17 protein-coding genes are annotated in these 25305 nt (G+C 68.2%); 14 read left to right on the top strand and 3 right to left on the bottom strand.

Translation table 11 applies throughout. The features are described from left to right. The first annotated feature begins 26 nt into the window (after positions 1 to 26). The 3 genes from PIQ37_RS07360 to PIQ37_RS07350 are packed head-to-tail and all read left to right on the top strand — an operon-like array spanning position 27 to position 3796. Entirely contained in the window at positions 27 to 1838 is a 1812-nt protein-coding gene (locus PIQ37_RS07360; protein ID WP_342072955.1) for a sensor histidine kinase, read from the top strand. Further along, on the top strand, positions 1835 to 2275 hold the full coding sequence (locus tag PIQ37_RS07355) for a response regulator (protein WP_019797077.1): 441 nt from the start codon (positions 1835 to 1837) through the stop codon (positions 2273 to 2275). The genes PIQ37_RS07360 and PIQ37_RS07355 overlap by 4 nt, the downstream gene beginning before the upstream one ends. 6 nt (positions 2276 to 2281) lie before the next feature. Further along, entirely contained in the window at positions 2282 to 3796 is a 1515-nt protein-coding gene (locus PIQ37_RS07350; RefSeq protein WP_342072954.1) for an ATP-binding response regulator, read from the top strand. Positions 3797 to 4153: 357 nt separating this feature from the next. Here the strand turns inward: PIQ37_RS07350 and PIQ37_RS07345 are convergent, their stop codons facing one another. Then, on the bottom strand, positions 4154 to 4993 hold the full coding sequence (locus tag PIQ37_RS07345; RefSeq protein ID WP_342072953.1) for a 20S proteasome subunit A/B: 840 nt from the start codon (positions 4991 to 4993) through the stop codon (positions 4154 to 4156). Between the two features lie 96 nt (positions 4994 to 5089). Between PIQ37_RS07345 and folK the strand changes: the two genes are divergently transcribed. Then, on the top strand, positions 5090 to 5578 hold the full coding sequence (folK, locus tag PIQ37_RS07340; protein WP_342072952.1) for a 2-amino-4-hydroxy-6-hydroxymethyldihydropteridine diphosphokinase: 489 nt from the start codon (positions 5090 to 5092) through the stop codon (positions 5576 to 5578). 191 nt (positions 5579 to 5769) lie between these two features. On the opposite strand, the gene PIQ37_RS07335 is transcribed toward folK, so the two are convergent. Continuing rightward, complete coding sequence (locus tag PIQ37_RS07335; RefSeq protein ID WP_342072951.1) at positions 5770 to 6504, bottom strand: pteridine reductase; 735 nt, start codon at positions 6502 to 6504, stop codon at positions 5770 to 5772. A gap of 54 nt (positions 6505 to 6558) precedes the next feature. Between PIQ37_RS07335 and PIQ37_RS07330 the strand changes: the two genes are divergently transcribed. The 3 genes from PIQ37_RS07330 (at position 6559) to PIQ37_RS07320 (ending at position 9009) form a co-directional block, all read left to right on the top strand. Then, positions 6559 to 7743: a class I SAM-dependent methyltransferase gene (locus tag PIQ37_RS07330; protein WP_342072950.1), complete on the top strand. Its 1185-nt coding sequence runs from the start codon at positions 6559 to 6561 to the stop codon at positions 7741 to 7743. Continuing rightward, positions 7743 to 8138: a VanZ family protein gene (locus PIQ37_RS07325; RefSeq protein ID WP_342072949.1), complete on the top strand. Its 396-nt coding sequence runs from the start codon at positions 7743 to 7745 to the stop codon at positions 8136 to 8138. The genes PIQ37_RS07330 and PIQ37_RS07325 overlap by 1 nt, the downstream gene beginning before the upstream one ends. Before the next feature lie 154 nt (positions 8139 to 8292). Next, a complete protein-coding gene (locus PIQ37_RS07320) occupies positions 8293 to 9009 on the top strand; it encodes an expansin EXLX1 family cellulose-binding protein (protein ID WP_407136905.1) in 717 nt (238 codons plus the stop codon). A gap of 103 nt (positions 9010 to 9112) precedes the next feature. On the opposite strand, the gene PIQ37_RS07315 is transcribed toward PIQ37_RS07320, so the two are convergent. Then, entirely contained in the window at positions 9113 to 11746 is a 2634-nt protein-coding gene (locus tag PIQ37_RS07315; protein ID WP_342072948.1) for a TonB-dependent receptor, read from the bottom strand. Positions 11747 to 12889: 1143 nt separating this feature from the next. On the opposite strand from PIQ37_RS07315, the gene PIQ37_RS07310 reads away from it, so the two are divergent. The 7 genes from PIQ37_RS07310 to PIQ37_RS07280 all read left to right on the top strand — a co-directional run bounded on the left by PIQ37_RS07310 (position 12890) and on the right by PIQ37_RS07280 (position 25302). Further along, entirely contained in the window at positions 12890 to 15589 is a 2700-nt protein-coding gene (locus tag PIQ37_RS07310) for a TonB-dependent receptor (protein WP_342072947.1), read from the top strand. Between the two features lie 85 nt (positions 15590 to 15674). Next, positions 15675 to 18557, top strand: coding sequence for a beta-galactosidase GalA (gene galA / locus PIQ37_RS07305; protein WP_342072946.1), 2883 nt, complete (start codon positions 15675 to 15677; stop codon positions 18555 to 18557). Positions 18558 to 18561: 4 nt separating this feature from the next. Then, on the top strand, positions 18562 to 20919 hold the full coding sequence (locus PIQ37_RS07300) for an alpha-N-acetylglucosaminidase (protein WP_342072945.1): 2358 nt from the start codon (positions 18562 to 18564) through the stop codon (positions 20917 to 20919). Continuing rightward, on the top strand, positions 20916 to 22067 hold the full coding sequence (locus PIQ37_RS07295; protein ID WP_342072944.1) for an acyltransferase family protein: 1152 nt from the start codon (positions 20916 to 20918) through the stop codon (positions 22065 to 22067). Before PIQ37_RS07300 ends, PIQ37_RS07295 begins: the two co-directional genes overlap by 4 nt. A gap of 71 nt (positions 22068 to 22138) precedes the next feature. Next, positions 22139 to 22894 carry a GntR family transcriptional regulator gene (locus PIQ37_RS07290; protein ID WP_010343151.1) on the top strand — a complete coding sequence of 252 codons (756 nt, stop codon included), beginning with the start codon at positions 22139 to 22141 and terminating at the stop codon, positions 22892 to 22894. Positions 22895 to 22930: 36 nt separating this feature from the next. Next, a complete protein-coding gene (locus PIQ37_RS07285; RefSeq protein ID WP_152237548.1) occupies positions 22931 to 24196 on the top strand; it encodes a sugar MFS transporter in 1266 nt (421 codons plus the stop codon). A gap of 38 nt (positions 24197 to 24234) precedes the next feature. Next, the gene (locus PIQ37_RS07280) at positions 24235 to 25302 is read left to right on the top strand and encodes a LacI family DNA-binding transcriptional regulator (protein WP_010343153.1); all 1068 of its coding nucleotides are present in this window, start codon (positions 24235 to 24237) and stop codon (positions 25300 to 25302) included. The last annotated feature ends 3 nt before the right edge of the window (positions 25303 to 25305 follow it).

Here is a 25305-nt window from a genome sequence, read left to right as displayed (position 1 = left end):
CCGTTCCTTCTTCTAACGCACCAGCTATGCAGACCATCGCCAAACACGATGCTTGGGACCGCTGGCGGCTGCCGTTGCTGGCGCTGGCCGTCGTCCTGATCGTCATCCTGCCCTCGCTGCTGCTGCGGCAGATGAATGCCAGCACCCTGCGTGCGGCCGACTGGGTCGGCCACAGCCAGGAAGTGACCGCCACCTTGAACGCGATGGAAGCGGACATGCGCGACATGGAGTCGGCGGCGATGGCGATGTCGCATGGCGCGCAGTCGCCGATCCTGACCGCGCGCTTCAAGGATGCGCGCGCGTCGTTGCAGCCGACCATCGCCCATCTGGCCGAGCTGACCCGCGACAATCCCGACCAGCAGATCCGCATCGGCCGCCTGCAGAGCACGCTGGAACGGCGTGCCCTGCTGGCCGAGCGCATCGCCCAGGCGCGCGATCCGGAGCGGATCCGCGCGCTGATCCAGGACATGACCGCCGACAATCCGGTGCGCGGCCTGATCGCCGAACTGCAGCGGCGCGAGGACGAACTGCTGAGCGAGCGGACCGCCGACGCCGAGCAGCGCCGCATGCTCGCCTCGATGATGAGCTGGACCTCGCTGGTGGTGCAGCTGTTGTTGCTGGGCCTGGTGATCTGGCTGCTGCAACGGCAGATCGGCCGGCGCCTGGACGCCGAGCGCCACATGCTGCGCGCCAACGGCCGCGCCGCGGCGGTGCTGCAGACCGTGCGCGAGCCGATCGTGCTGCTCGACAACGGGCAGCGGATGCTGATGCACAACACCGCCTTCGCCGAACTCTACGGCATGGACTTGGCGGATCCGCCGAAGCTGCTCGCCGACGTCGGCGACGGCGTCTGGCAGGATCCGGTGATCGTGCAGCGATTGGCCGACGTGCTGCTGCGCGGACGCGAATTGTGGGATTTCGAGCACGAACAACTTGGCGCGGACGGCGTACCAAGGACCATGCTGCTGAATGCGCGGCGCATGCCGCTGCCGGACAGCGAGGACGAAGTGGTCTTGATGACGGTCAGCGACATCACCTTGCAGAAAACCGCGCAACAGCGCATCCAGGAGCTGAACCGGCAGCTGGAGGGCAAGGTCGAGCAGGTGTCCGAAGTCAATCGCGAACTGGAGGCGTTCAGTTACTCGGTCTCGCACGACCTGCGCGCGCCGCTGCGCCATGTCGCCGGCTTCGCCGACAAGCTGGCCCGCCATCTGGGCGAGGGCGCCGACGAGAAGAGCCGCCACTACCTGGAGGTGATCGGCACCTCGGCACGGCGCATGGCCTCGCTGATCGACGACCTGCTGGTGTACTCGCGCCTGGGCCGCAGTGCGCTGCGCCTGCAGGCGGTGGACATGCAGTCGCTGGTGGCGGAGACGCGCTCGGTGCTCGATGCCAACTACCAGTCCGATCACGGCGACAGCGGGCATCGCATCGAGTGGAGCATCGCGCCGTTGCCGATCCTGGTCGCCGACGAGAACATGATGCGGCAGCTGTGGCTGAACCTGCTCGGCAACGCGGTCAAGTACAGTGCCAAGCGCGAGATCGCGCAGATCGAGGTCGGCTACCAGGTGCAGCCGGACGGCAGCCACCACTTCAGCGTGCGCGACAATGGCGCCGGCTTCGACATGACCTATGCGGCCAAGCTGTTCGGCGTGTTCCAGCGCCTGCACAAGGCCAGCGAATATTCCGGCACCGGCATCGGCTTGGCCAGCGTGCGCCGCGTGCTGACCCGCCATGGCGGCCATATCTGGGCCGAGTCCGCCCCCGACCAGGGCGCCACCTTCCATTTCGTCTTGCCCCCGGCGCCCGAAGCGCCCACTACCGAGTTCATCGCATGACCGCCATCCGCACCATCCTGCTTGCCGAAGACAGCCCCGCCGATGCCGAAATGGCGGTGGATGCGTTGCGCGACGCGCGTCTGGCCAATCCCATCGTGCACGTCGAGGACGGCGTGGAAGCGATGGACTACCTGCTGCGCCGCGGCGCCTATGCCGACCGCGAGGAAGGCCTGCCGGCGGTGCTGCTGCTGGACATCAAGATGCCGCGCATGGACGGCCTGGAAGTGCTCAAGCTGGTGCGCAGCGACGAATCGCTCAAGCGCCTGCCGGTGGTGATCCTGTCGTCCTCGCGCGAGGAGAGCGACCTGGCCCGTAGCTGGGACCTGGGCGTGAACGCCTACGTGGTCAAGCCGGTGGACGTGGACCAGTTCTTCACCGCGGTGAAGACGCTGGGCACCTTCTGGGCGCTGATCAACCAGGCGCCGGACAAAGAGTAAGCGCGCATGCCCACCACCGGCCCCAGGCTTGGCCCGATCCGGATCCTCATGGTCGAGGATTCGCCGGAAGATGCCGAGCTGCTGTCCGACCAGTTGCTGGACGCCGGCCTGGAGGCGACGTTCCGCCGCGTGGAAAACGAGCCGACGCTGCGCGAGGCGCTGCGCGAGTTCGCGCCGGACATCGTGCTGTCGGACCTGAGCATGCCCGGGTTCTCCGGGCACGAAGCGCTGCGGGTGGTGCGCGAGGACGGCAATGCGGTGCCCTTCATCTTCGTCTCCGGCACCATCGGCGAGGAGACGGCGGTGGAGGCGCTGCGCGACGGCGCCAACGACTACATCATCAAGCACAACCCGACCCGTCTGCCGTCGGCGGTGGCGCGCGCGATCCGCGAGGCGCGTACCGAGCGCGAGCGGCAGCGCGTGGAACGCGAACTGATGCGCGCGCAGCGGCTGGAGAGCCTGGCCCTGCTCGCCGCCGGGCTCAGTCACGACCTGCGCAACATCCTGCAGCCGCTGCTGATCGTGCCGGAACTGATCGTCGGGCGCAGCGACGATCCGCAACTGCGGCACTTGGCCGACGTCATCGCCGAGTGCGGTCGGCGCGGCCACGAAATGGCCGAGTCGATGCTGTCGTTCGTGCGCGGCTCGCGCACGCCCAGCGAGCCGGTGCGCATCGCCGAGCTGTTCCAGGCGGTGCAGATGCTGCTCAAGAGCAGCCTGCCGGAGCGGGTGACGCTGCAGGTGGACGTGGCCGATGCGGCGCTGTCGATCGAGGCCAACTACACCGAGCTGCAGCAGTGCCTGCTCAACCTCGGCCTCAACGCGATCCAGGCGATGCCCGACGGCGGCCAGCTGAGCTTCTCGGCGGCGCCGGCGATCGGTGCCGACGGCAGCGAGCAGGTGCGCATCTTGGTCCGCGACAGCGGCATGGGCATGAACGCGGAAACCCAGGCGCGGCTGTTCAGTCCCTTCTTCACCACCAAGCCGGACGGCACCGGCCTGGGCCTGATCTCGTGCAAGCGCATCGTCGAGAGCTACGGTGGCCGGATCGGCGTGGACAGCACGCCGGGCCAGGGCACCTGCTTCGAATTGCTGATCCCGCTGCGCGCGCCGGTGCCGTCGTTCGAGCCGGAGCCGTCGCTGCCGATGGGCAAGGGCCAGCGCGTGCTCCTCGTCGACGGCGAGGCCACGCGGCTGTCGCTGCTCGGCAATGCGCTGTCCAGCCAGGGCTACCGTCCGCAGTTGGCGTCCGATGGCGCCGCCGCGCTGCGCGACGTCGAGGAGCACGGCCTGCCGGACCTGGTGATCGTCGACAGCGACATCATCCTGCTGTCGGCGGTACGCCTGCTGCTGGCGCTGCAGGACCTGGGCTACCAGGGCCCGGCGATCGTGCTCGAGGACACCGGCACCAACCTGGAACGCGACCACTTCCCCGCCGACATCGCCGTGCACGTCCTGCGCAAGCCGCTGGAAATGCAGCGCGTGTTCCGCGCGGTGGCGCATGCCCTTGAGAGTGGTTGAGGCGCTGGGATTCGGGAGTCGGGATTGGGGATTCGTTGTGAAGCGGGGATTGGGGAGTCGGGAGTCGGGATTCGCTTAGGGCAACAGCAACAGCCGTGGCCCCTTCGCGCGTGAAGCGCAGCAACGCTTTAAGCGCGTTGTTTCAATCCTAGCAATCCGCTCTTGCCAATCCCCAATCCCGACTCCCTAATCCCGGCTTTTCACTGTGAAGCGGGGATTCGGGATTTGCCCAAGGCAACGGCAACAGCCTATTGCCCCTTCGCGCGCGAAGCGCAGCGACGCTCTAGGCGCGTTGTATCAGCTACCCAGAAACCCGCTTTTGCGAATCCCCAATCCCGATTCCCCAATCCCGGCCCCTCACTGCTGCGCCGACTGGTCTTCCGGGTCGCGGCGGGCGGGGGAGCGGCGGGGGGGCAGGGGCGGCAGGGCGTCGCGCGATTCGGTGTCGTGGTCGGCGGACAGGGCCGGTTCCCAGGGGAAGCGCGGCAGGGTGCGCACGGCGTTCTCCAGCTTGCGCGACCAGGTGTCGTGGATCTCGGCGTACAGCGGGGTGTCCGCTTCCAGGCGCATGCGCTCGGTCACCCGCAGGTCGTTGCGGCGGATCAGCGCCACATCGATCGGCATGCCCACCGACAGGTTGGAACGGATGGTCGAGTCCAGCGACACCAGCGCGGTGCGCGCGGCGTCCTCCAGCTGCATCTCCGAGCGGATGATGCGGTCCAGGATCGGCTTGCCGTACTTGGATTCGCCGATCTGCAGGTACGGCGTTTCCGGCGAGGTGGCGATGGCGTTGCCGAGCGGGTAGATCATGTACAGCCCGGGCCGTTCGCCGGCGATCTGCCCGCCCAGGATCAGCGTCGACTGCACGTTGATGCCGCTGTGCTGCGATTGCTCGGACAGCTTGACCTGGCTGGAGGCCAGCACTTCGCCGACGTACTCGGCGACCTCGAACAGGTGCCGGAAGGTGCGCAGGCTGCGCGGCGCGTCCGGATCGTCGGCGTCGCGCTGCAGGCGCGAAAGCGTCAGCTGCGTGGTCGCCAGGTTGCCGGCCGACATCAGCGCGAACACCGCCTGGCCCGGATACTCGAACACGTGCAGCTTGCGGTGGACGCGGACGTCGTCCAGCGAGGCGTTGGTGCGGGTGTCAGCGGCGAAGACCAGGCCTTCGTCCACTTCGATGCCGACGCAATATGTCATGGCGCTGCCGAAAACCGGGTACGTCCCGATTCTATGGGGGCGGCTCGGGCTTGGCTAGCCGTTGACGCTCGCGGTCGCGGCATGCGCGAATAGCGCATGACCACCGTGCTTCTGAGCCTGGGCAGCAACCTGCGCCCGCATCACCATCTGGCCGCGGCGATCGCGGCGCTGCGCCGGCAGTTCGGCGCGGTCGCGGTGTCGCCGACCTATCGCACCGCGGCGGTCGGTTTCGACGGGCCGGCCTTCCTGAACAACGCGGTGGCGCTGCAGACCGACTGGGAGCTGGCGCCGCTGGACGACTGGCTGCACGCGCTGGAAGACGCGCATGGCCGCGACCGCAGCGGCCCGCGGTTCAGCGACCGCACCCTGGACATCGACGTGGTGTTCTACGGCGACCGCATCGTCGAAGGCCCCGGCCACCTGCGCATCCCGCGCCCCGAGCTGCGCCACGCCTTCGTGCTCAAGCCACTGGCCGACATCGCCGCCGACTTCGTCGACCCGGTCAGCGGCCAGCGCCTGGGCGCGCTGTGGCAGGCGCATGCGGAGCATGGCAAGGCGTTCGAGGTGGTCGAGTTGGATGAGTAGTGGGGAGTGGGGAGTCGGGATTGGGGATTCGCTGTGAAGCAGGGATTCGGGATGCAGGGATTGGGGATTCGCTTCAGGCAGCAGCAACAGCGAGACCTCATCGGGTAAGCGCAACGACGTTCGAGCGGGCGCTATCGGGCCGCTGCAATCCGCTTTTGCGAATTCCCAATCCCGACTCCCCAATGCCGGCCTCACATCAGCCCGCGCCCGCCATCCACCCGAACGGTCTGCCCGGTGACGAAGCTGGCGTCGTCGAGCAGCCAGCGCACGGCCTCGGCGATTTCCTCGACCTGGCCGGTCCGCGCCAGCGGGGTGCGTGCCAGCAGCGCCTGTTGCGCGGCCGGGTCCTTGCCGGCGTCGGGCCACAGGATCGCGCCGGGGGCGATGGCGTTGACGCGGACCTGTGGTGCCAGTTCCAGCGCCAGCGAGCGGGTCAGCATCGCCAGGGCGGCCTTGGCCGCGCTGTACAGCGGATGCGCGCGCAGCGGCGTTTCCGCGTGTACGTCGGTCATGTTGACGATCGCGCCGCCGTGCTGACGCAACTGCGCGGCGGCGGCCTGCGCCAGGAACAGCGGCGCGCGTGCGTTGACCGCGAACAGGTCGTCCCATTGCGCCGGCGTGGCCTCGTGCAGCGGCGTGGGATAGAAGTTGGAGGCGTTGTTGACCAGCGCATCGAGCCGTCCGAAGCGCGCCACGCACTGCGCCACCAGGTCGGGTAGCCGCGCGGTGTCGCGCAGGTCGGCCTGCAGGGTCAGCGTGCTGCCGGCGCGCATGGCGTCCAGTTCCTGCGCCAGCGCGTGCAGCTCGGCCTGCGAGGTGTGCGCATGCAGGGCGACGGCGTAGCCGGCCGCGTGCAGGCGCCGGGCGATGCCGGCGCCGATGCGCCGCGCGCTGCCGGTGATCAGGGCGACTTTGGTCTGGGTCATGTACGGATTCCATGCTCGGCTATGCTGTGCATTGTCCACGCAATCCGGCACCGCATGCCCACCGACCTTCCTTTGCCAGATGCCACCGCGCTGGCCCACAGCGAGCGCCTGGCCGCGCATCTGCGCGCCGAGATCGCCGCCGCCGGCGGGGCCATTCCGTTCTCGCGCTTCATGGAGCTGGCGCTGTACGCGCCCGGCCTGGGCTACTACAGCGCCGGCAGCAGCAAGTTCGGCGAAGAGGGCGATTTCGTCACCGCGCCGGAACTGGGGCCGCTGTTCGCCGCCACCGTGTCCAATGCGTTGGCGCCGGTGCTGCAGCAACTGGGGCCGCAGGCACGCATGCTGGAAGTGGGCGGCGGCAGCGGCGCGTTCGCCGAGGTCATGCTCAAGCGCCTGCTGGCGCTGGATGCGCTGCCCGAGCGCTATGCGATCCTGGAGCCCAGCGCCGACCTGCGCGAACGCCAGCGCGAGCGCCTGGCGCGCGCACTGATCCCGCCGGTGTTTGAGTTGGTGGAGTGGCTGGACCGGCCGTTCGACGACGACTGGAACGGCGTGCTGTTCGCCAACGAGGTGATCGACGCCTTGCCGACGCCGCGCTTCGCGCTGCGTGACGGCGAGGTGTTCGAAGAGACCGTGACGCTGGATGGCGAGGGCCGCTTCCGCCGCGGCGAACAGCCGGCCGATCCGCTGCTGGCGGCCGCGGTGCGGCACATCGAGCGTTATCTGCAGATGCCGTTCGCCGATGGCTACCGTTCCGAATTGCTGCCGCAGTTGCCGTACTGGATCCAGGCGGTGGCCGGCGGCCTGCGCAGCGGCGCGATGCTGTTCGTGGACTACGGCTATCCGCGCCGCGAGTTCTATCTGCCCGAGCGCGACGAGGGCACCTTGCGCGCGTTCTACCGGCATCGCACGCATGCCGATCCGTACCGCTGGCCGGGCCTGCAGGACCTGACCGCGTCGGTGGACTTCACCGCGCTGGCCGAGGCCGGCACCGGGGCGGGCTTCGACCTGGCCGGTTACTGCAACCAGGCCAGTTTCCTGCTCGGCAATGGCCTGGACGCGCTGCTGGCCGAGGCCGAGGCGCGCAGCGACACCGCCGCGCAACTGCGCCTGCGCCAGCAGGTGAAGCAGCTGACCCTGCCCAGCGAGATGGGCGAGCGTTTCCAGGTGATGGGCTTCGAACGCGACGTGTCGCTGGCGCCGGCATTCCTGTCCGGCGACCTGACCTGGCGGCTGTGATGGCGGCAGTGCGCGCGTTCCGCTGGCCCTGGCTGTGGCTGGGGCTGTGGTGGCTGGGCATCGCGGTGCTGATCTACGTGTGCATGATGCCGCACCCGCCGCAGTTGTCCGACCTGCCCGACAGCGACAAGGCCGAGCATTTCATCGCCTACCTGCTGCTGGCCGCCGCGGCGGTGCAGGTCTATGCCGGGCCACGCGCCTGGACCTGGGCCGCGCTGGGCCTGCTGGCGCTGGGCGTGGGCATCGAATTCGCGCAGGGCGCCTGGACCACCACGCGCTCGGCCGATCCGCTGGATGCGCTGGCCGATGCCCTGGGCGTGGCGGCCGGCATAGCCACCGCGGCCACGCCGTGGCGCGATCTGCTGTGGCGGCTGGAGCGCGGCAGCCGCCGTTGAGCGACGTCACCGCGCGGTCTACGGCGTCGGCCAAGTTGTGGAATTCCCGGCCGCGCGCAAGGCGCGGCACACGCACCGCGTCCTAGAGTGCCGGCGCCGGGCAGGTGCCCGGTCGCCGCGCGGCGACTCCGCGCGCCTGTGCAGGAGAACACGCATGCAAGCACGCTACTCCCCCCGTGCCGCGCGCGGCGCCGGCCTGTTCGTCGCGCTGTGCCTGGCGGCCAGTGCCGCCGCACCCGCCAATGCCGCCTGGAACGATGTCTGCAGCGGTACCGCCACCTACACCAGCTCCGGCTATTCCGGCGGCGCCCTGCTGCTGGATCCCATCGACCCGACCGCGACGATCACCGCGCTGAACCCGGCGCAGCTTAATTACGGTGGCGTCCAGGCGGCGCTGGCCGGTGCCTACCTGCAGGTGCAGGGACCGCGCGGCACGGTCACCGTGTACGTCACCGACCTGTATCCGGACGGCGCCGACTGCGGGCTGGACCTGTCGCCCAATGCCTTCGCCGCGATTGGCGACACCAGCGCCGGGCGCATCCCGATCCGCTGGCAGGTGGTGGCCGCGCCGGTCACCGGCAACGTGGTGTACCGGATCAAGGAGGGCAGCTCGCAATACTGGGCGGCGATCCAGGTGCGCAACCACCGCTATCCGGTGGTGAAGTTCGAATACAAGAAGAACGGCGACTGGGTCAGCTTGCCGAAGACCGCGTACAACCATTTCGTCGGCGAACAGATGGGCGCGCAGCTGCTGGAGATCCGCCTCACCGACATCCGCGGCCAGGTGGTCACCGATACGCTCGGTGCGTTGCCCAGCCAGGGCGACAAGGGCGTGTACTTCGCCGACGGGCACGTGCAGTTCCCGCGCTGAGGCGCGTTCACGCATGCGCGGCGGTTGCGCCGGCGCATGCGCTATCGGTCTACGCGCGCCTGCGCCGCGGAGATGACCCCGCAGCGCAGGCGCGGTGGTGCGCTCAGAACTTGAAGTGCAGCGTCGCCATGTAGCGGCGGCCGTTGTGGTAGCGCCCGGCCGGGTGGTCCTTGTCGCCCAGGTACTGCAGGTATTCCTCGTCCAGCAGGTTCTGTGCGTCCAGCTGCAGCGACCACTGCGCGTTGAACGCATAGCCCACGCTCGCGCCCAGATCGGTGTAGGCGTCGACGCTGGCCGGCGCGGCGCCGGCGACGTAGCCGCCGGCCAGGTAGCTGTCGCGCCAGTTCAGGCTGATCCGCGCGTTCCACGGCCCCTTCTCGTAGTACGGACTGAAGGCGACGCTGTTGCGCGACTGGTAGGGCAGCGGGTTGCCGCTGTTGTTCTCGCCGCTGGCATAGGTGTAGTTGGCGGAGAGGCCGAAGCCGCTGTCGCCGAACGGCTGCTGGTAGGCTAGCGTGAAACCCTTGACCTTGCCGTCGCCGGCGTTGCGCGGGCGCTGGATGCTGTAGTCGCAATAGCCGTCGGCGGTGCAGCCGTTGCTACCGAGCATCTGCGCCCAGGTCTGCGGCGAGGTGTCGCGGATCGCGTTGTACTGGCGCTCGATGGTGGCCGAGGTGTCGATGTAGTTGTCGATCTTCTTGTAGAAGATGGACCACGCCACCACCGCCTGCGGCGCGAAGTAGTACTCGGCCGAGAGATTGAAGTTCCACGATTCGTAGGGCGAGAGCGCGGCATTGCCGCCGCTGCCGGTGAGCGTGGTGTCGTTGAGGAAGGTGTTGTTGACCATCTGGTTGTACGGCGCCCAGGCGATCACCTTGCCGGCGCCGAAGCGGAACACCCAGTCGTTGTCGGTGTCGTAGGCCAGGTTCAGCGACGGCAGCAGGAAATGCTCGGTCTGCGTGCGGGTCTGCCACTTGCTGTCCAGGTCCTGCAGGGTTGGCGTGCCGCTGTAGACGAAGCCGCTGCCTTCGGTCTTGGAGCGCACGTAGCGCAGGCCCAGGTTGCCGCGCAGGCCGGCGTTGGAGAAGTTCAGCTGCACGTAGCCGGCGTTGTTGGTCTGCTGCAGCGCCCAGGTGTTGTTGAGGTAGCTGGAAGGGTCCGGATTGGCGTAGTCGACCGGGCTGTTGCGGATCCAGTCGATCACGTTGCCGCGCCCGGCCTGCACGTGCTGGCCATGGTCGGGATAGAACCCGCGGATGTCGGTCAGGCCGATGGTGCCGATGTCGGCCAGCGTGGCCGGGGTGACGCCGCCGTACACGTTGAGCGCGAAGTCCTCGTCGTGCTTGCCCTCGCGCACGCCGACCAGCAACTGGTTGAACACGCCGTCGAATTGCAGGTCCAGATCGAGCTGGCCGTAGCGGTCCTTGCTCTGGGTGGAGAACACGCCGTTGTTGCCGATCCAGCCGCCGGCCGAGCCCCAGTTGGCCGGATTGCGCGCGGCGGTGGGATCGTCGAAGCGGATGCCGCGGTCCAGGTCCCAGCGGAAGCCGCCGTTGTAGAACGGCTCGATGAAGTACTGCGCCAGGTGGTCGTTGTCGGACTTGCTCTGGCCGACCTGGCCGCGCAAGGTCCAGCGTTCGCCGCGGTAGGCGCCGCGCAGGTCCAGGCCCTTGGTGGTCACCTGCGACTGGCGCACGTTGTTGTCGTAGATCACCGTGCCGCCGCCCGCATTGGCGTTGGCGCTGGAATGGCCGCTGTTGACCACGCCGTTGCGCACGTCGCCCAGCGCGTCGACCGCGGCCACGGTGCCCGGGTTCCAGGTGAGGAAGCTGTACATCGACTGGTTGTAGTTGTCGAAGTCTTCCTTGATGTACAGGCCGCTGAGGTTGAACTCCAGCGCGTCGCTGGGCTTGAGCTGCAGATTCACCACTGCGCTGTCGCGCTTGCGGTCCTGCTGGAACCAGGCGGCGTTGATCGAGTTGGGCACGTCGGCATCGGCGGGTACGCCGGTGGCGTTGGCGAAGGTGCTGGCCTTGGCGTAGCCGAACACCTCCAGGCCCTGGCGGTCGACGCGTTCTTCGTAGTGCTGCGCGGACACCGCGACGCCGAAGGTCTCCTGCGGATTCTTCCAGCTGTACAGCAGCGACGCGTTGGGCTTGCCCTCGCTGGCCTGCTGGCTGTAGCTGTAGCCGACCGAGCCGGCGATCTCGTTGGCCTTCAGGTCCAGCGGCTGGCGGCTGTGCATCAGCACGGTGCCGCCGAGGCTGCCTTCGGTCAGCCGCGCCTCGGTGGACTTGACGATCTCCGCGCGGCCCAGGATCTGCGGCGACAGCAGGGTGTAGTCGAAGCCGCGGTTGGGCTGCTCGCCGTACAGCCAGATCGCCTGCGCCACCGGGTGGCCGTCCAGGAACGACAGGTTGAGGCTGGGATCGGTGCCGTCGATGCTGACCCGCTCGCCCTGGCCGAAGCGACGGTCGATGGTGACGCCGGGGATCTGCGCGAACGCCTCGGCGACGTTGGTGCTGGGGAACTTGCCGATGTCCTCGGCGGTGATCGCCTCGGACACGGTGACGTTGTTGCGCTTGGTGTCCAGCGACTTCTCCAGGCTGGCGCGGATGCCGACTACCTGGACCGCGTCCAGATCGGTGGCGGCGGAATCAGCCTGCTGCGCCTGCGCGGCGAAGGCGAGGACGCTGGCGGCGATGGCGGCCGACAGGACGGAATGGCGATATTGCATGATGTCTCTCCCTCATCATTCAATGGATCAACGCGATTGCGCGGACGTCGGGCCGCGCGCCGGAGTGGCCTGTTGCCTTACTGCCTGTGATGCGGATGCGGGCTGGGATGCCGGGTGGTGCGGAACGTGGAGACCATGCCGTGTGCCACGGGACGCCGGATGCTGCCGATGTGGTGCGCACGCGCAGGCCCGACCGGCCTGGGCGCGTGCAGGGCGCCGGGACGTGAGCCGGGTGTTTGTGTCGGCGAGGCCGCCGATCGCGGTCGATCGGACCACGCCTCGCCAGCGGGACGCCGCAGGAACAGCGGCAATGGTGGGCTGGGCGCGGCGGGCGCGCCCGGCAGGCGCTGTCTCTGTGCAGGCCACGAAGTGCCGCCTGCGACACGCGATGCGTGCGAACGGATCATTGCGATCACATGCCTCCCTTGGCCCGCTTTCGCGCCGCACATGCGCGGCGACACCCCCGTGTGCGCCGATTCTTACGAGGCTATGACAACGATGTCAAGTCTCGATGAGAAAATTTGTCTGGTTCTGGTTTTGCCGCTCAATATCGGCAATGGATCCCGGAAAGGGCGCTGCGGTGGAACGCGAATATAGATTTATCAATGGCTTGCGTGAGGGATCGGAGCGGTTTGCGCCCGTGCGCAAATGAGAATGCACTGCGGTTATGTGGCGCCGCACAAAATTGGTCTCGTTCTTGCAATTGGTGCGGCATAGGTATCGTGACAACGATGCGTGGAAAGCGCCGCGGCATGAATATTTTATCAACGCAAGTAATTGATAAATAATAACTTTGCCGGGATAGGGGTGCGAGTCCAGAGGTCATTTTGCGATTTCGTGCGGCACGGCGTTGACACAATCTTTCTAAGACCATAAGAATCGAAGCGCCTGGAATTGGTCCTTGCCAATTCGGGCCAGATCCCCCAAGCCGCACCATGCAGTCGCCCGTTCCGGGGAAGGGACGGGGACGCGCCACCTGCAACACAGGGCGCAGGAACAGCCAGAACGCTCCATCGACGCCGGTTCTGCACGGACGGCATCGCCCTGCGCGTCGCGTGGGGCGCGAGGGAGGGTGCTGCCTGCCGATCGCCGCCCTGGATGTCAGCCGTCGTCGTGCCGATCGCCATCAACCAGGATAGCCCAATGCCACATGTCGCCCCCTCCCGTTCGCATTGTTGTCCCCTGTCCGTCCTCGCCAGCGCCATCGCGCTCGGCCTGTTCAGTGCCGCTGCGCAGGCGCAGGAAGCGCCCGCGTCCGATTCGATTTCCCAGCTCGACACGGTGACCGTCACCAGTTCCTACCAGAAGAGCCTGATCACCGCGCTGGACAACAAGCGCGAGGATGCGCGCATGACCGACGGCATCTCCTCGGAGGACATCGGCAAGTTCCCGGCCGAGAACATCGCCGAGGCGATCCAGCGCATTCCCGGCGTGCAGATCTCCACCATCAACGGCCGCGGCTCGACCATCAGCATCCGCGGCCTGGGCCCGCAGTACTCGGCCACCACGATCAACGGCCAGACCATCAAGAGCGCCGATTTCACCGACGGCTTCCGCTACGACATCATCCAGCCGGAGGTGGCCGCGGCGATCGAGGTGATCAAGTCGCCGTCGGCGGACATGGATGCCGGCGGCCTGTCCGGCACGGTCAACATCGAGACCACCAAGCCGCTGGACTACAAGGAGCGCAAGCTGATCTTCTCGGCGAAGGAGCAGTATTCCGAATTCGCCGGCGGCGCGCCGACGCCGAAGGGCGTACTGACCTACATCGACCAGTTCCATCTGGCCGATGGTGGCGAACTGGGCGTGTTCGTCAATGCCGGCTACCAGAAGCTCCGTGACCGCGCCGACTACCTGTGGATCGACCGCTGGTACACCCAGGCCACCGGCGACGGCACCCTGTACATCCCGCGCCGTCCGCGCTACCGCTCGATCGAGCGCGAGACCGATCGCAAGATGTTCACCGCCGGGTTGCAGTGGAAACCCAACGACCGGCTGGAGATGAACCTGACCGCGCTGTATTCGCAGGACAAGACCGACAACGACATGAACCAGTTGGTCTACTCCTTCGATCGCAATTATCTCAATGTGCTGCAGACCGACGGCCTGACCGCGACCAAGGTGTCGGCGTCCAACTATTGGCTGGAGAACAACCGCCAGCTCGAGCGCCACGACCTGAGTTCGCAGCTGCTGACCTGGGACGCGCGCTGGAAGGGCGACGCGTGGACCTTCAGCGGCGTGGCCAACTACACCGAAGGCAAGACCGACGAGGACGAGCGCGCGGTGATCCTCGGCCGCAAGCCGAGCGCGACGCTGTTCGACATGTCCAATCCCGGCGCGATCTCGCTGACCACCGACGCCGACGCCACCGACGCCAGCGCCTGGAACAAGGCCAATCTGGTCCGCGACGAATACCCCAACGGTGCGATCAACGCGCTGCGCAACAAGGAATGGTCGCTGCAGTTCGATGCGGAGCGCTATGTCGGCAACGGCTTCCTGGATGCGGTCAAGGTCGGCACCAAGTTCCGCCGCGAGACCTTCGACCGCAACGTCTGGCGTCGCGACTTCCTGTACCTGATCAACTCCGGCGCGGTGTCCGGCTACGGCATGTTCCCGGAACTGTCGGCGGCCAGTTCCAACGTCAGCAACTTCCTCGACGGCGACCTTGCCTCGCAGAGCGACTGGGTGGCGCCGGACGTGTACGCCTACGCCAGGGCCTTGGCGGCCTCCGGCATCACCGTGCCGGTGCTGTTCGCGCCACAGGCCAGTTACCACATCCGCAACGACATCTTCTCCGCCTACGCGTTGGCCAAGATCGACACCGACGTCGGCAGCATGCGCCTGCGCGGCAACGTCGGCGTGCGCTACGAGAGCACCAAGCGCACCACCGACACCTACCTGACCACCGCCTCGCAGTACAGCGAGGACGCCAACGAGGTGGTCGGCACCGAGCGCGCGCCGTACGACTACCACAACTGGCTGCCCAGCCTGAACCTGGTGCTGGACATGCGCGAAGACCTGCTGCTGCGCTTCGCCGCCGGCAAGGTACTGGTGCGGCCGATCCTGGACAGCAACACCGCCATCGCCACCACCATCTCCTCCGGCAGCAATACCGGCGGCACCACCACCTACGACGTGGCGCTGGGCCAGACCGACCTGAAGGCGCTGACCGCCGACCAGGCCGACCTCAGCCTGGAGTGGTACTACGGCCAGGGCGGCGGGCTGACCCTGGCCGGCTTCTGGAAGAACGTCAAGAACGGCACCTTCAACAGCATCGTCTGCCCGGCCACGTTCAACGGCACCGCGCTGTCCACCAATGGCGCCGGCGACTGCGTGGACGGCGGCGGCAACATCTACGAGATCACCGCCACCCGCAACGATCCGAGCAAGGTCAAGATCAAGGGCTACGAACTGGGCTGGACGCAATCCTTCGATGCCTGGCTGCCGATCCAGGGCTTCGGCCTGACCGCCAATTTCACCCGGGTGATCCCGCAGCGCGACACCGACTTCAAGATCCGCAACCTGTCGGAGAAGACCTGGAACGCCACCGGCTACTGGGAGAACGCGATGTTCTCCGCACGCCTGTCGCTGAACCACCGCAGCGAGTACGAGCAGGACAGCAGCGACAGCTTCTTCGCCCGCGAAGGCCACACCATGAAGGCGCGCACCCAGGTCGATGCGGTGCTCGGCTACCAGGCCACCGACAAACTCAGCTTCCAGCTTGGCGCGCTCAACCTGACCAACAAGAAGGAAGAGGCATACAAGGACATCAGCAGCCGCTGGCAGATGACCGGTGTCACCGGCCGCAGCTTCTACGTGTCGATGCAGTGGGACATCCTGTGAGGGCGGCGCACGCGCCTGCGGGCTAGCGCGAGCCTGGCCCGGCGCCGCGGTGGCGCCGGGCGGTCGATCCGATGAGGACAAGCGCATGCAACGAAGAACCTTTCTGGCCGGCAGCGCCGGCGCCGGCCTGCTGCTGGCGCTGCCGCGCGGAAGCTGGGCCGGCATGGCGGACTCCGCCGGCATCGCCGGCATCGGCACCGCCGCGGTGGCGGCCGTGCCCGCGCTGACCCGGGCGGCCGATCCCGGCCTGTTCTGCCTGGACGAGGGCTGGCGTTTCCACGAAGGCGACATTCCGTTTCCGCCGATCACCGGGCAGGACGCCAGCTACGACAACGCCAAGGCCGGCAAGGCCTGGGGCGCGGCCGCCGGCGATTTCGACGACAGCCAGTGGCGGCAACTGCGGCTGCCGCACGATTTCGCCATCGAGCAGCCGATCGAGGAAAGCGCCAACGTGGCGCAGGGCTATCGCCGCCGCGGCATCGCCTGGTACCGGCGCAGCCTGCGGCTGGATGAAGCGCAGCGCGGCAAGGCGCTGGAACTGCGCCTGGACGGCATCGCCAGCCGCGCCACGGTGTGGGTCAACGGCCTGCTGATGGCGCGCGGCTGGAGCGGCTACGACGGCCTCGCCATCGACATCAGCGCGATCGCGCGCTATGGCCAGGACCTCAACACCATCGCGGTGCGCGTGGACGCCGAGGCGATGGACGGGTGGTGGTACGAAGGCGCCGGGCTCTACCGGCATACCTGGCTGGCAATACGCGATGCGCTGCATATCGTCGGCGACGGCGTGCATGCGGTGCCGCGTGCCGGGGCCGACGATCGCTGGACGCTGCCGGTGACGGTCACCGTCGCCAACGTCGGCGAACAGGCCGATGCGGCGCTGCTGGAGGCGACGCTGTACGACGCGCAGGGCACGGTGGTGGCGCAGGGCAGTACCACGCTGCAGGCCGGCGCGCTGGCGCAGGTGGAGGCGCGGGTGGTGTTGCAGGTAGAGCAGCCGCAGCGTTGGGACGTGGCCGCACCGCACCTGTACCGGCTCGCGACGGTGCTGCGCAGCGTGGGCCGCGAGCGCGATCGCCGCGAGTGCGCGATCGGCTTCCGCACGCTGCGCTTCGATGCACAGCAGGGCTTCTTCCTCAACGAGCGGCCGCTCAAGATCAAGGGCGCCTGCCTGCACCAGGACCATGCCGGGGTCGGCGTGGCGGTGCCGGACAGCCTGCTGGAGTTCCGCATCCGCCGGCTCAAGGCGCTGGGCTGCAACGCGATCCGCCTGCACCACGCGGTGGCCGCCGAACTGCTCGACGTGTGCGATCGCCTGGGCATGCTGGTGATGGCCGAGAACCGCGTGTTCAATCCGGCGCCCGACTACGCCGCGCAACTGCGCTGGCTGGTGCGCCGCGACCGCAACCGCGCCTGCGTGTTCCTGTGGTCGGTGTTCAACGAGGAGCCGATGCAGGGCACCGTCGCCGGCTACGAGATGGTGCGCCGCGCGGTGGCGCTGGTGCGCACGCTCGACGACAGCCGTCCGGTGACCGCGGCGATGAACGACGGCATGTTGACCCAGCGCAACGCGTCGCATGCGGTGGACGTGGTCGGCTTCAACTACCGCCAGTTCAACTACGACCGGGTGCATGCGGCGATGCCGCACACGCCGCTGCTATCCAGCGAGGACACCAGCGCGTTCCAGACCCGCGGCGCCTGGTTCACCGACATGGAGGCGCACGTCATCGCCGAGGACGATTCGGTCGCTGCGCCCTGGGGCAACACCCATCGCGCCTCGTGGAAGCTGATCGACGAGCGGCCGTACCTGGCCGGCAGCTTCGTCTGGACCGGCTTCGACTATCGCGGCGAGCCGACCCCGTTCGAATGGCCGTCGGTGTCCTCGTTCTTCGGCATCATGGACCTGTGCGGCTTCCCGAAGGGCGCCTACTGGCTGCGCCAGGCGCAGTGGATCGACGAGGCGCCGGTGCTGCAGCTGCTGCCGCACTGGAACTGGCCGGGCCGCGAGGGTACCCCGATCAAGGTGATGGCGTTCTGCAACGCGCAGCAGGTGGAGCTGTGGCTCAACGGCCGCTCGCAAGGGCGGCAGGCGGTGGATCGGATCGCGATGAACACCTGGCAGGTCGTGTACGCGCCCGGCGTGCTGGAAGCGGTGGCGTACCGCGACGGCCGCGAGGTCGCGCAGCAGCGGGTGCAGACCGTCGGCGCGCCGGTCGCGCTGCGGCTGACCCCGGACCGCACGCGCATGCGCGGCGACGGTCGCGACGCGCAACCGATCACCCTGGAAGCGGTGGACGCGCAGGGCCGCCACGTGCCGTTCGCCGATGCGCAGATCGCGCTGCAGATCGAGGGCGGGCGCCTGCTCGGCGTCGGCAACGGCGACCCTAACCGGCATGCGCCCGACAACGTGCCGCAGGTGCAGTTGTTCAATGGCTTGGCGCAGGCCATTGTCGAGGCCGGCAGCGGCCGCCGCAGTCTGCGTATCGAGGCGCGCGCGCCGGGCCTGCGTGCGGGGCAGGCACGCATCGCGTTGCAGGCGGCGGCGCCGCCGCTGTCGTTGCCGCCGGTTGCCGCGGCGATGGTGGTGGGCGGCTGGCGGCACACGCTGCCGTTCGCCACGCCGCCGGATCCGGCGCTGCCGCGCGCGCCCAACGACAACAACAGCTGGAGCTTCTGCCAGCCGGGCAACCTGGAGACGCGCGCCGAGCGCGACGGCTACGCGCTGTACCGGACCGCGTTCACGCCCTGGGCCGGGATCCAGCAGCGTGGTGGCCGGCTGCGGCTGGGCCGCGCGACCGGCGCGGTACAGGTGTATCTGGACCGGCAGCGGGTCGCCAGCGTGGCCGCGGGTCAGCCGCTGTCGCTGCGGCTGCCGCCGGCGTCCGGCGAACGGGTGCTGGCCGTGGTGATGCAGGTGAGGGCCGGAACGCCTTTCGGCTTCGACGATGTCGCGACAGTGGAGTATTGAGCCAATGAAACGTGCTTTCCGCCAGATCTTCCCGCATGGCCTTGCCGGGCTGCGCCGCGTCCAGGCGCTGTCGGTGCATGCGCATGCCGTGCTGTTGCTGCTGGCCAGTGCGCTGCTGGCGCCAGTCGCGTCTGCCGCGGCGGCGCAGGATGCGCAGGACGAGGCCGCGCGCGGCGTGCTGCTGCGCACGCTCGGCCCGCGCGCGGCCGAGCTGCAGCTGCAACGGCAGCCGCGCGGCCGCGGCAACGACTGGTACCAGGTCGCCGCCGAGGCCGGCACGCTGCGCGTGTCCGGTTCCTCCGAGGTGGCGCTGGCGCATGGCGCGTACAGCTACCTGCAGTCGATCGGCGCGGCATCGGTGAGCTGGGAAGGCAGCCGGGTCGCGTTGCCTGCGGCCTATGCGGACTTCCGTGGGCAGCGCACCGCGACCCCGTTCGCGCACCGCGCCTATCTCAACGTCTGCACCTACGGCTACACCACGCCGTGGTGGGACTGGGCGCGCTGGGAGCGCGAGATCGACTGGATGGCCCTGCACGGCATCGACATGCCGCTGGCGATGGAAGGCCAGGAGTACGTGTGGCAGGCGCTGTGGCGCGAGTTCGGCGTCGCCGATGCGGAGCTGGCGCAGTATTTCTCCGGCCCGGCGTTCGCACCGTGGCAGCGCATGGGCAACATCGAGGGCTACGACGCGCCGTTGCCGCAGCAGTGGATCGAGGACAAGCACGCGCTGCAGCTGCGCATCCTGCAGCGCATGCGCGCACTCGGCATGAAGCCGGTGCTGCCGGCCTTCGCCGGCTACGTGCCGAAGGCGTTCGCGCAGGCGCATCCGCAGGCGCGCATCTACCGCATGCGCGCCTGGGAGGGCTTCCACGAGACCTATTGGCTGGATCCGGCCGATCCGCTGTTCGCGCGCATCGCGCAACGCTTCATCCAGCTCTACGACCGTACCTACGGCAAGGGCACCTACTACCTGGCCGATGCGTTCAACGAGATGCTGCCGCCGATCGCCGCCGACGGCAGCGATGCGCGCCTGGCCAGCTACGGCGACAGCACCGCCAACACCGCCAGGACAAAGCCGCCGGAGGTGCCGCCGGCGCAGCGCGACAAGCGCCTGGCCGAGTACGGCCGCGCGCTGTACGCCTCGATCCAGCGCGCCAACCCGGACGCGGTGTGGGTGATGCAGGGCTGGCTGTTCGGCGCCGACCGCCACTTCTGGACGCCGCAGGCCATCGCCGCGTTCCTGCGCGAAGTGCCCAACGACAAGTTGTTGGTGCTGGACATCGGCAACGATCGCTACCCCGGCACTTGGAAGCTGTCCGACGCGTTCGACGGCAAGCAATGGATCTACGGCTACGTGCACAACTACGGCGGCAGCAATCCGGTGTACGGCGACCTGGCGTTCTACCGCGAGGACCTGCGCGCGCTGCTCGCCGACAAGGACACGCAGCAGCTGGTCGGCTTCGGCGCGTTCCCGGAAGGGCTGCACACCACCTCGGTGGTCTACGAATACATGTACGCGCTGGCCTGGGGCGCGCAGCAACGGCCGTTGCAGGACTGGCTCGACGACTACACCCGCGCCCGTTACGGACACACCTCGCCGGCACTGCGCGCGGCCTGGGACGACCTGCAGGCCTCGGTGCTGTCGACCCGCTACTGGACGCCGCGCTGGTGGCGCAGCCGGGCCGGCGCCTACCTGTTGTTCAAGCGGCCGACGCTGGATATCGGCGAGTTCGACGAGGCGCCCGGCGATCCGCCACGGCTGCGCCGCGCCCTGCAGCAGTTGCTGGCGCTGGCGCCGGAATACGCCGACGCGTCGTTGTACCGCTACGACCTGGTCGACTTCGCCCGCCACTACGCCACCGGCCGCGTGGACGCGCAGTTGCAGCAGGCGGTGGCCGCCTACCGACGCGGCGATGTCGCAGCGGGCGACGCGGCGGCGGCACGGGTGCGCGAGGCAGTGACGCAACTCGATAGTCTGGTCGGCGGCCAGCAGGACACCCTGTCGAGCTGGCTCGACGCCGCCGCCGGCTATGCCAAGACCCCGCAGGACGCGGCCTACTACCGGCGCGACGCCAAGGCGCAGGTCAGCGTGTGGGGCGGCGAGGGCAACCTCGGCGACTATGCCTCCAAGGCCTGGCAAGGCATGTACGCCGACTATTACCTGCCGCGCTGGACCCTGGCGCTGCAGATGCTGCGCGAGGCGGCGGTCGCCGGCGGCAGCGTGGACGAGGCGCAACTGCAGCAGCGGCTGCGCGTCTGGGAACGCGACTGGGTAGCGCGCGACACGGACTACGCGCGGCAGGCGCCGGCCGATCCGGTCGCCGCGGTGCGCACGCTGCTGCAACAGGTGGATGCGCCATGAGCACGGTGCCCGCCAGTCATCCCGTGGCGCCATCGCGCGAACGCTTCCTGTCGCTCGACGTGTTCCGCGGCCTGACCATCTTCCTGATGATCCTGGTCAACACGCCGGGTGCCGGCGCCGATGCATTCGCGCAGTTGCGGCACACGCCATGGTTCGGCTTCACCGCCGCCGACCTGGTGTTCCCGTCGTTCCTGTTCGCTGTCGGCAACGCAATGAGCTTCGCGCTGGACCGCGGCCAGCCGCTCGGCGCGTTCCTGCGCCGGGTCGGCAAGCGCAGCGCGCTGATCTTCCTGCTCGGCTTTTTGATGTACTGGTTCCCGTTCGTGCACCAGGGCGCCGACGGCCACTGGAGCCTCACCGCGATCGACCAGACCCGGGTGCCGGGCGTGCTGCAGCGCATCGCCTTGTGCTACGCGCTGGCGGCGCTGCTGTGCCGCTGGCTGTCGCCGCGGGGCCTGCTGGTCATGTGCGTCGCGCTGCTGCTCGGCTACTGGGGCGCGCTGTACCTGTGGGGCCAGCCGGGCGCGGAGCTGAGCAAGCTCGGCAATGCCGGCACGCGCCTGGACCTGTGGCTGCTGGATCCGGCGCAGTTATACCGCAAGGACGGCGGGTTCGATCCGGAGGGCCTGCTCGGCACCTTGCCGGCCACGGTCAACGTCATCGCCGGCTACCTGACCGGGCTGTACGTGCGCCGGGTCGGCAAGCAGGCGCGCACGGTGCGCTGGTTGTGGCTGGCCGGTGTCGCCCTGGTCCTGCTGGCATTGGCCTGGCAGCCGTGGTTCCCGCTGGCCAAGAAACTGTGGACCGGCTCGTTCGTGCTGCTGACCGTGGGCCTGGACCTGTGGCTGCTGGGCGCGCTGCTGTGGGCGATCGAGGTGCGTGGCTTTCAGGCCGGCAGCGGCTTCTTCACCGTGCTCGGGCGCAATCCGCTGGCGATCTACCTGTTCTCCGAACTGTTCGTGGTCTGCCTGCGGCTGGTCCCGGCCGGCGCCAGCGGCATGGATCTGTACCAGTGGCTGGGAATCGCGGTGTTCCAGCGGCTGCTGCTCGGCCCCTGGGGCAGCCTGGCCTGCGCGTTGGCATATACGTTGCTGTGCTGGCTGGTGGGTTGGTGGATGGATCGGAGGAGGCTGTACCTGCGGCTGTGACCCGGCGTGCACGGACCGCGAATTGGTACTATATTGGACATAACGAATCCATGCGGACTGGAGAGCGCGCCATGACCAAGCCCAAGCCGCAGGCCGATCCGCGCCTGCATGCGCTGGCCGTGGACCCGGACGCGCCGACGCCGCTGTATCTGCAACTGGCCAGCAAGCTGGTGGAGGCGATCAAGGGCGGGCAGTGGAAGCCGGGCGAGGCGCTGCCGGCCGAACGGCAGCTGTGCGAATACCTGCAGGTGTCGCGGGTGACGCTGCGTCAGGCCGTGGATGCGCTGGTCGAACAAGGTCTGGTGTCGCGCCGGCAGGGCGCCGGCACCTTCGTCACCTCGCACATCCAGCATCAGCTCAGCGGCCTGGCCAGCTTCAGCGAAACCCTGCGCATGAAGGGCCTGGAGCCGGGCACGCGCTGGCTGGAGCGGCGCACGCGCCCGGCGCATGGCGAGGAGATCCTGCGCCTGGGCCTGTCCCCGGACACGGTGGTCGCGGCGCTGACCCGCCTGCGCAGCGCCGACGGCCGGGTGATGGCCTACGAAAAGGCGGTGCTGCCGCAGCACGTGGTGCCCGATCCGCACGCCATCGCCGATTCGCTCTACAGCTACCTGGACGAGCGCGGCACCCCGGTGGTGCGGGCGCTGCAGTACTTCCGCGCCATCAACCTGCCGGCGCGGCTGGCCGGCCATCTCGGCATGAAGGAAGGCGAGGCGATCCTGCACGTGGTGCGGGTCGGCTACACCCGCGACGGCAGCGCGATCGAACTGACCGACACCTATTGCCACAACGACTACTACGACTTCGTCGCCGAACTGCGACGCTGACCGCCGATCCCCGCGCCCTCCCGGAGCACGCCGCCCATGACCACCGCACGGCCCGCCAGTCCCTACGCCTCCATCGCCATCGTCGGCCTGTTGTTCTTCATCATGGGCTTCTTTACCTGGATCAACGGGCCGTTGATCCTGTTCGCCAAGGTCGCCTTCAATGTCAGCGACACGTTCGCGTTCCTCATCCCGAGCGCGTTCTACATTTCCTACTTCTGCCTGGCATTGCCTTCTTCGTTCATCCTGAAGCTGACCGGGATGAAGAAGGGCTTGGCGCTGAGCCTGCTGATCATGGCGATTGGCGCCGCGATCTTCGGCCAGTTCACCAATGCCCGTTCCTACGTGGGCGCGGTGAGCGGCATCTTCATCATCGGCGGCGGCCTGGCCTTGCTGCAGACCGCGGTCAATCCGTACATCAGTATTCTCGGGCCGATCGACGGCGCGGCGCGCCGCATCGCGCTGATGGGCATCTGCAACAAGGTGGCGGGCGCGCTGGCCACCTATGGACTGGCGAAAGTGGTCCTGCACGGCATGGAGGATTTTTCGACGCAGATCGAACAGGTGCTGCCTGCGCAGAAGGAACTCCTGTTGCAGGAGTTCGCTGGCCGCATCCACGGCCCTTACATGGCGATCGCCGGTATCCTGGCCGTGCTTTCCGTCGCCATCCTGTTCTCGCCATTGCCCGAGATCAGCCCCGAGACGGCGAACGCGTCGGCCTCCGACGAGCGCAGCCGCGACAGCATCTTCGCGTTTCCGCACGTGTGGCTGGGTGCGTTGTGCATCTTCGTGTACGTCGGCGCCGAGGTGATGGCGGGCGATGCGATCGGCATCTACGGCAACAGCCTCGGGCTCTCGCTCGACTACGCGAAATATTTCACGATCGGCACGCTGGCCTGCATGTTGGCCGGCTACCTGCTTGGCCTGGTGCTGATCCCGAAGTACATCTCCCAGGAAAAGTACCTGTCCATTTCGGCCTGCCTCGGCATCGTGTTTTCGCTGTGCGCGATGGTGACCGGCGGCTATGTCTCGGTGGCGTTCGTGGCGGCGCTCGGATTCGCCAACGCCATCATGTGGCCGGCCATCTTCCCGCTGGCCATCAAGGGGCTGGGCAAGTTCACCGAAAAGGGCGCAGCGCTGTTGATCATGGGCATCGTCGGCGGCGCCGCGGTGCCGCAGCTGTTCGCCCATCTGAAGGAGTCCTTCGATTTCCAGGTGGTCTTCGCCGGCCTGATGATCGCCTGCTACCTGTACATCCTGTTCTTCGCGCTGCGCGGTCACCGCGTCGGCCAGGGCGCGCGGTGAGCTGACGCGCTTTTCTCCAACTCGGCAAACTCATTCCAATGCGCAGACCCACCATCAAAGACGTCGCCGAACGGGCGCGGGTGTCGCTGAAGACCGTTTCGCGGGTCATCAACAACGAACCCTCGGTGATGCAGGCCACGCGCTCGCGCGTGCTGCACGCCATCGCCGAACTCGACTACGAGCCGGATCCGTCGGCGCGCAATCTGCGCAGCGGCACCCCGTTCGTGATCGGGCTGGTGTACGACAACCCCAACCCTTACCACATCATCGGCGTGCAGAACGGCGTGCTTGCCGCCTGTCGCGAGACCGGCTTCGGTCTGCAGATCCACCCCTGCGACTCCACCGCGCCGATGCTTGCAGAGGAACTGGCCGAGTGGACCCAGCGCTCGCGCCTGGCCGGGCTGGTGCTGACCGCGCCGATGTCCGAGCGCGCCGACCTGGTCGCGGCGCTGGCCGCGCGCGGGATCAAGACCGTGCGCATCATCGCCGCCACCGAGGATCCGCAGGACGGCCCGTGCGTCTACGTCGACGACCGTGACGCCGCCTACGAGATCACCGAACACCTGATCCAGCTCGGCCACCAGCGCATCGGCTTCCTGTGGGGCGGCACCTCGCACCGCTCCAGCGGCGAGCGTTATGCCGGCTACGAGGCGGCGCTGAAGGACTACGGCATCACCCTGGACAAGCACCTGGTGATCCCTGGCGACTACACCTTCGACGACGGCTTCCGCGGCGCCCGCCGGCTGCTGGCCCTGCGCGAACCACCGACCGCGATCTTCGGCTCCAACGACGAGATCGCCGCCGGCGTGCTGGCCGCAGCCAAGTCGGCGGGCATGAACGTGCCCTACGACCTGTCCATCGCCGGCTTCGAGGACAGCCCGTTCTCGCGCCAGTCGTGGCCGCCGCTGACCACCGCCAAGCAGGCCACCGAAGATATCGCCCGCCACGCCGCGCGGCTGCTGATCAGTCAGCTGCGCAGCGATGCCTACGAAGATCATCCGGCGCCGGTGCACAACCAGGGCTTCGTGCCGCAACTGGTGGTGCGCGGCTCGACCGCGCCCATGCAGCCGCATTCCCGCCGTTCCTCCTCCCCAGACCCCACGTGATCC

The sequence above is a fragment of the Xanthomonas protegens genome (genome assembly GCF_038442435.1).
In the GTDB taxonomy this organism is placed as follows: domain Bacteria; phylum Pseudomonadota; class Gammaproteobacteria; order Xanthomonadales; family Xanthomonadaceae; genus Xanthomonas_A; species Xanthomonas_A sontii.
This window is presented reverse-complemented; position numbering and strand designations above follow the sequence as displayed.

Excerpts from the sequence above, each read along its gene's own strand:
- PIQ37_RS07360 (WP_342072955.1), top strand. The coding sequence starts at position 27 with ATGCAGACCATCGCCAAACACGATGCTTGGGACCGCTGGCGGCTGCCG.
- PIQ37_RS07355 (WP_019797077.1), top strand. The coding sequence starts at position 1,835 with ATGACCGCCATCCGCACCATCCTGCTTGCCGAAGACAGCCCCGCCGAT.
- PIQ37_RS07350 (WP_342072954.1), top strand. The coding sequence starts at position 2,282 with ATGCCCACCACCGGCCCCAGGCTTGGCCCGATCCGGATCCTCATGGTC.
- PIQ37_RS07345 (WP_342072953.1), bottom strand. The coding sequence starts at position 4,993 with ATGACATATTGCGTCGGCATCGAAGTGGACGAAGGCCTGGTCTTCGCC.
- folK (WP_342072952.1), top strand. The coding sequence starts at position 5,090 with ATGACCACCGTGCTTCTGAGCCTGGGCAGCAACCTGCGCCCGCATCAC.
- PIQ37_RS07335 (WP_342072951.1), bottom strand. The coding sequence starts at position 6,504 with ATGACCCAGACCAAAGTCGCCCTGATCACCGGCAGCGCGCGGCGCATC.
- PIQ37_RS07330 (WP_342072950.1), top strand. The coding sequence starts at position 6,559 with ATGCCCACCGACCTTCCTTTGCCAGATGCCACCGCGCTGGCCCACAGC.
- PIQ37_RS07325 (WP_342072949.1), top strand. The coding sequence starts at position 7,743 with ATGGCGGCAGTGCGCGCGTTCCGCTGGCCCTGGCTGTGGCTGGGGCTG.
- PIQ37_RS07320 (WP_407136905.1), top strand. The coding sequence starts at position 8,293 with ATGCAAGCACGCTACTCCCCCCGTGCCGCGCGCGGCGCCGGCCTGTTC.
- PIQ37_RS07315 (WP_342072948.1), bottom strand. The coding sequence starts at position 11,746 with ATGCAATATCGCCATTCCGTCCTGTCGGCCGCCATCGCCGCCAGCGTC.
- PIQ37_RS07310 (WP_342072947.1), top strand. The coding sequence starts at position 12,890 with ATGCCACATGTCGCCCCCTCCCGTTCGCATTGTTGTCCCCTGTCCGTC.
- galA (WP_342072946.1), top strand. The coding sequence starts at position 15,675 with ATGCAACGAAGAACCTTTCTGGCCGGCAGCGCCGGCGCCGGCCTGCTG.
- PIQ37_RS07300 (WP_342072945.1), top strand. The coding sequence starts at position 18,562 with ATGAAACGTGCTTTCCGCCAGATCTTCCCGCATGGCCTTGCCGGGCTG.
- PIQ37_RS07295 (WP_342072944.1), top strand. The coding sequence starts at position 20,916 with ATGAGCACGGTGCCCGCCAGTCATCCCGTGGCGCCATCGCGCGAACGC.
- PIQ37_RS07290 (WP_010343151.1), top strand. The coding sequence starts at position 22,139 with ATGACCAAGCCCAAGCCGCAGGCCGATCCGCGCCTGCATGCGCTGGCC.
- PIQ37_RS07285 (WP_152237548.1), top strand. The coding sequence starts at position 22,931 with ATGACCACCGCACGGCCCGCCAGTCCCTACGCCTCCATCGCCATCGTC.
- PIQ37_RS07280 (WP_010343153.1), top strand. The coding sequence starts at position 24,235 with ATGCGCAGACCCACCATCAAAGACGTCGCCGAACGGGCGCGGGTGTCG.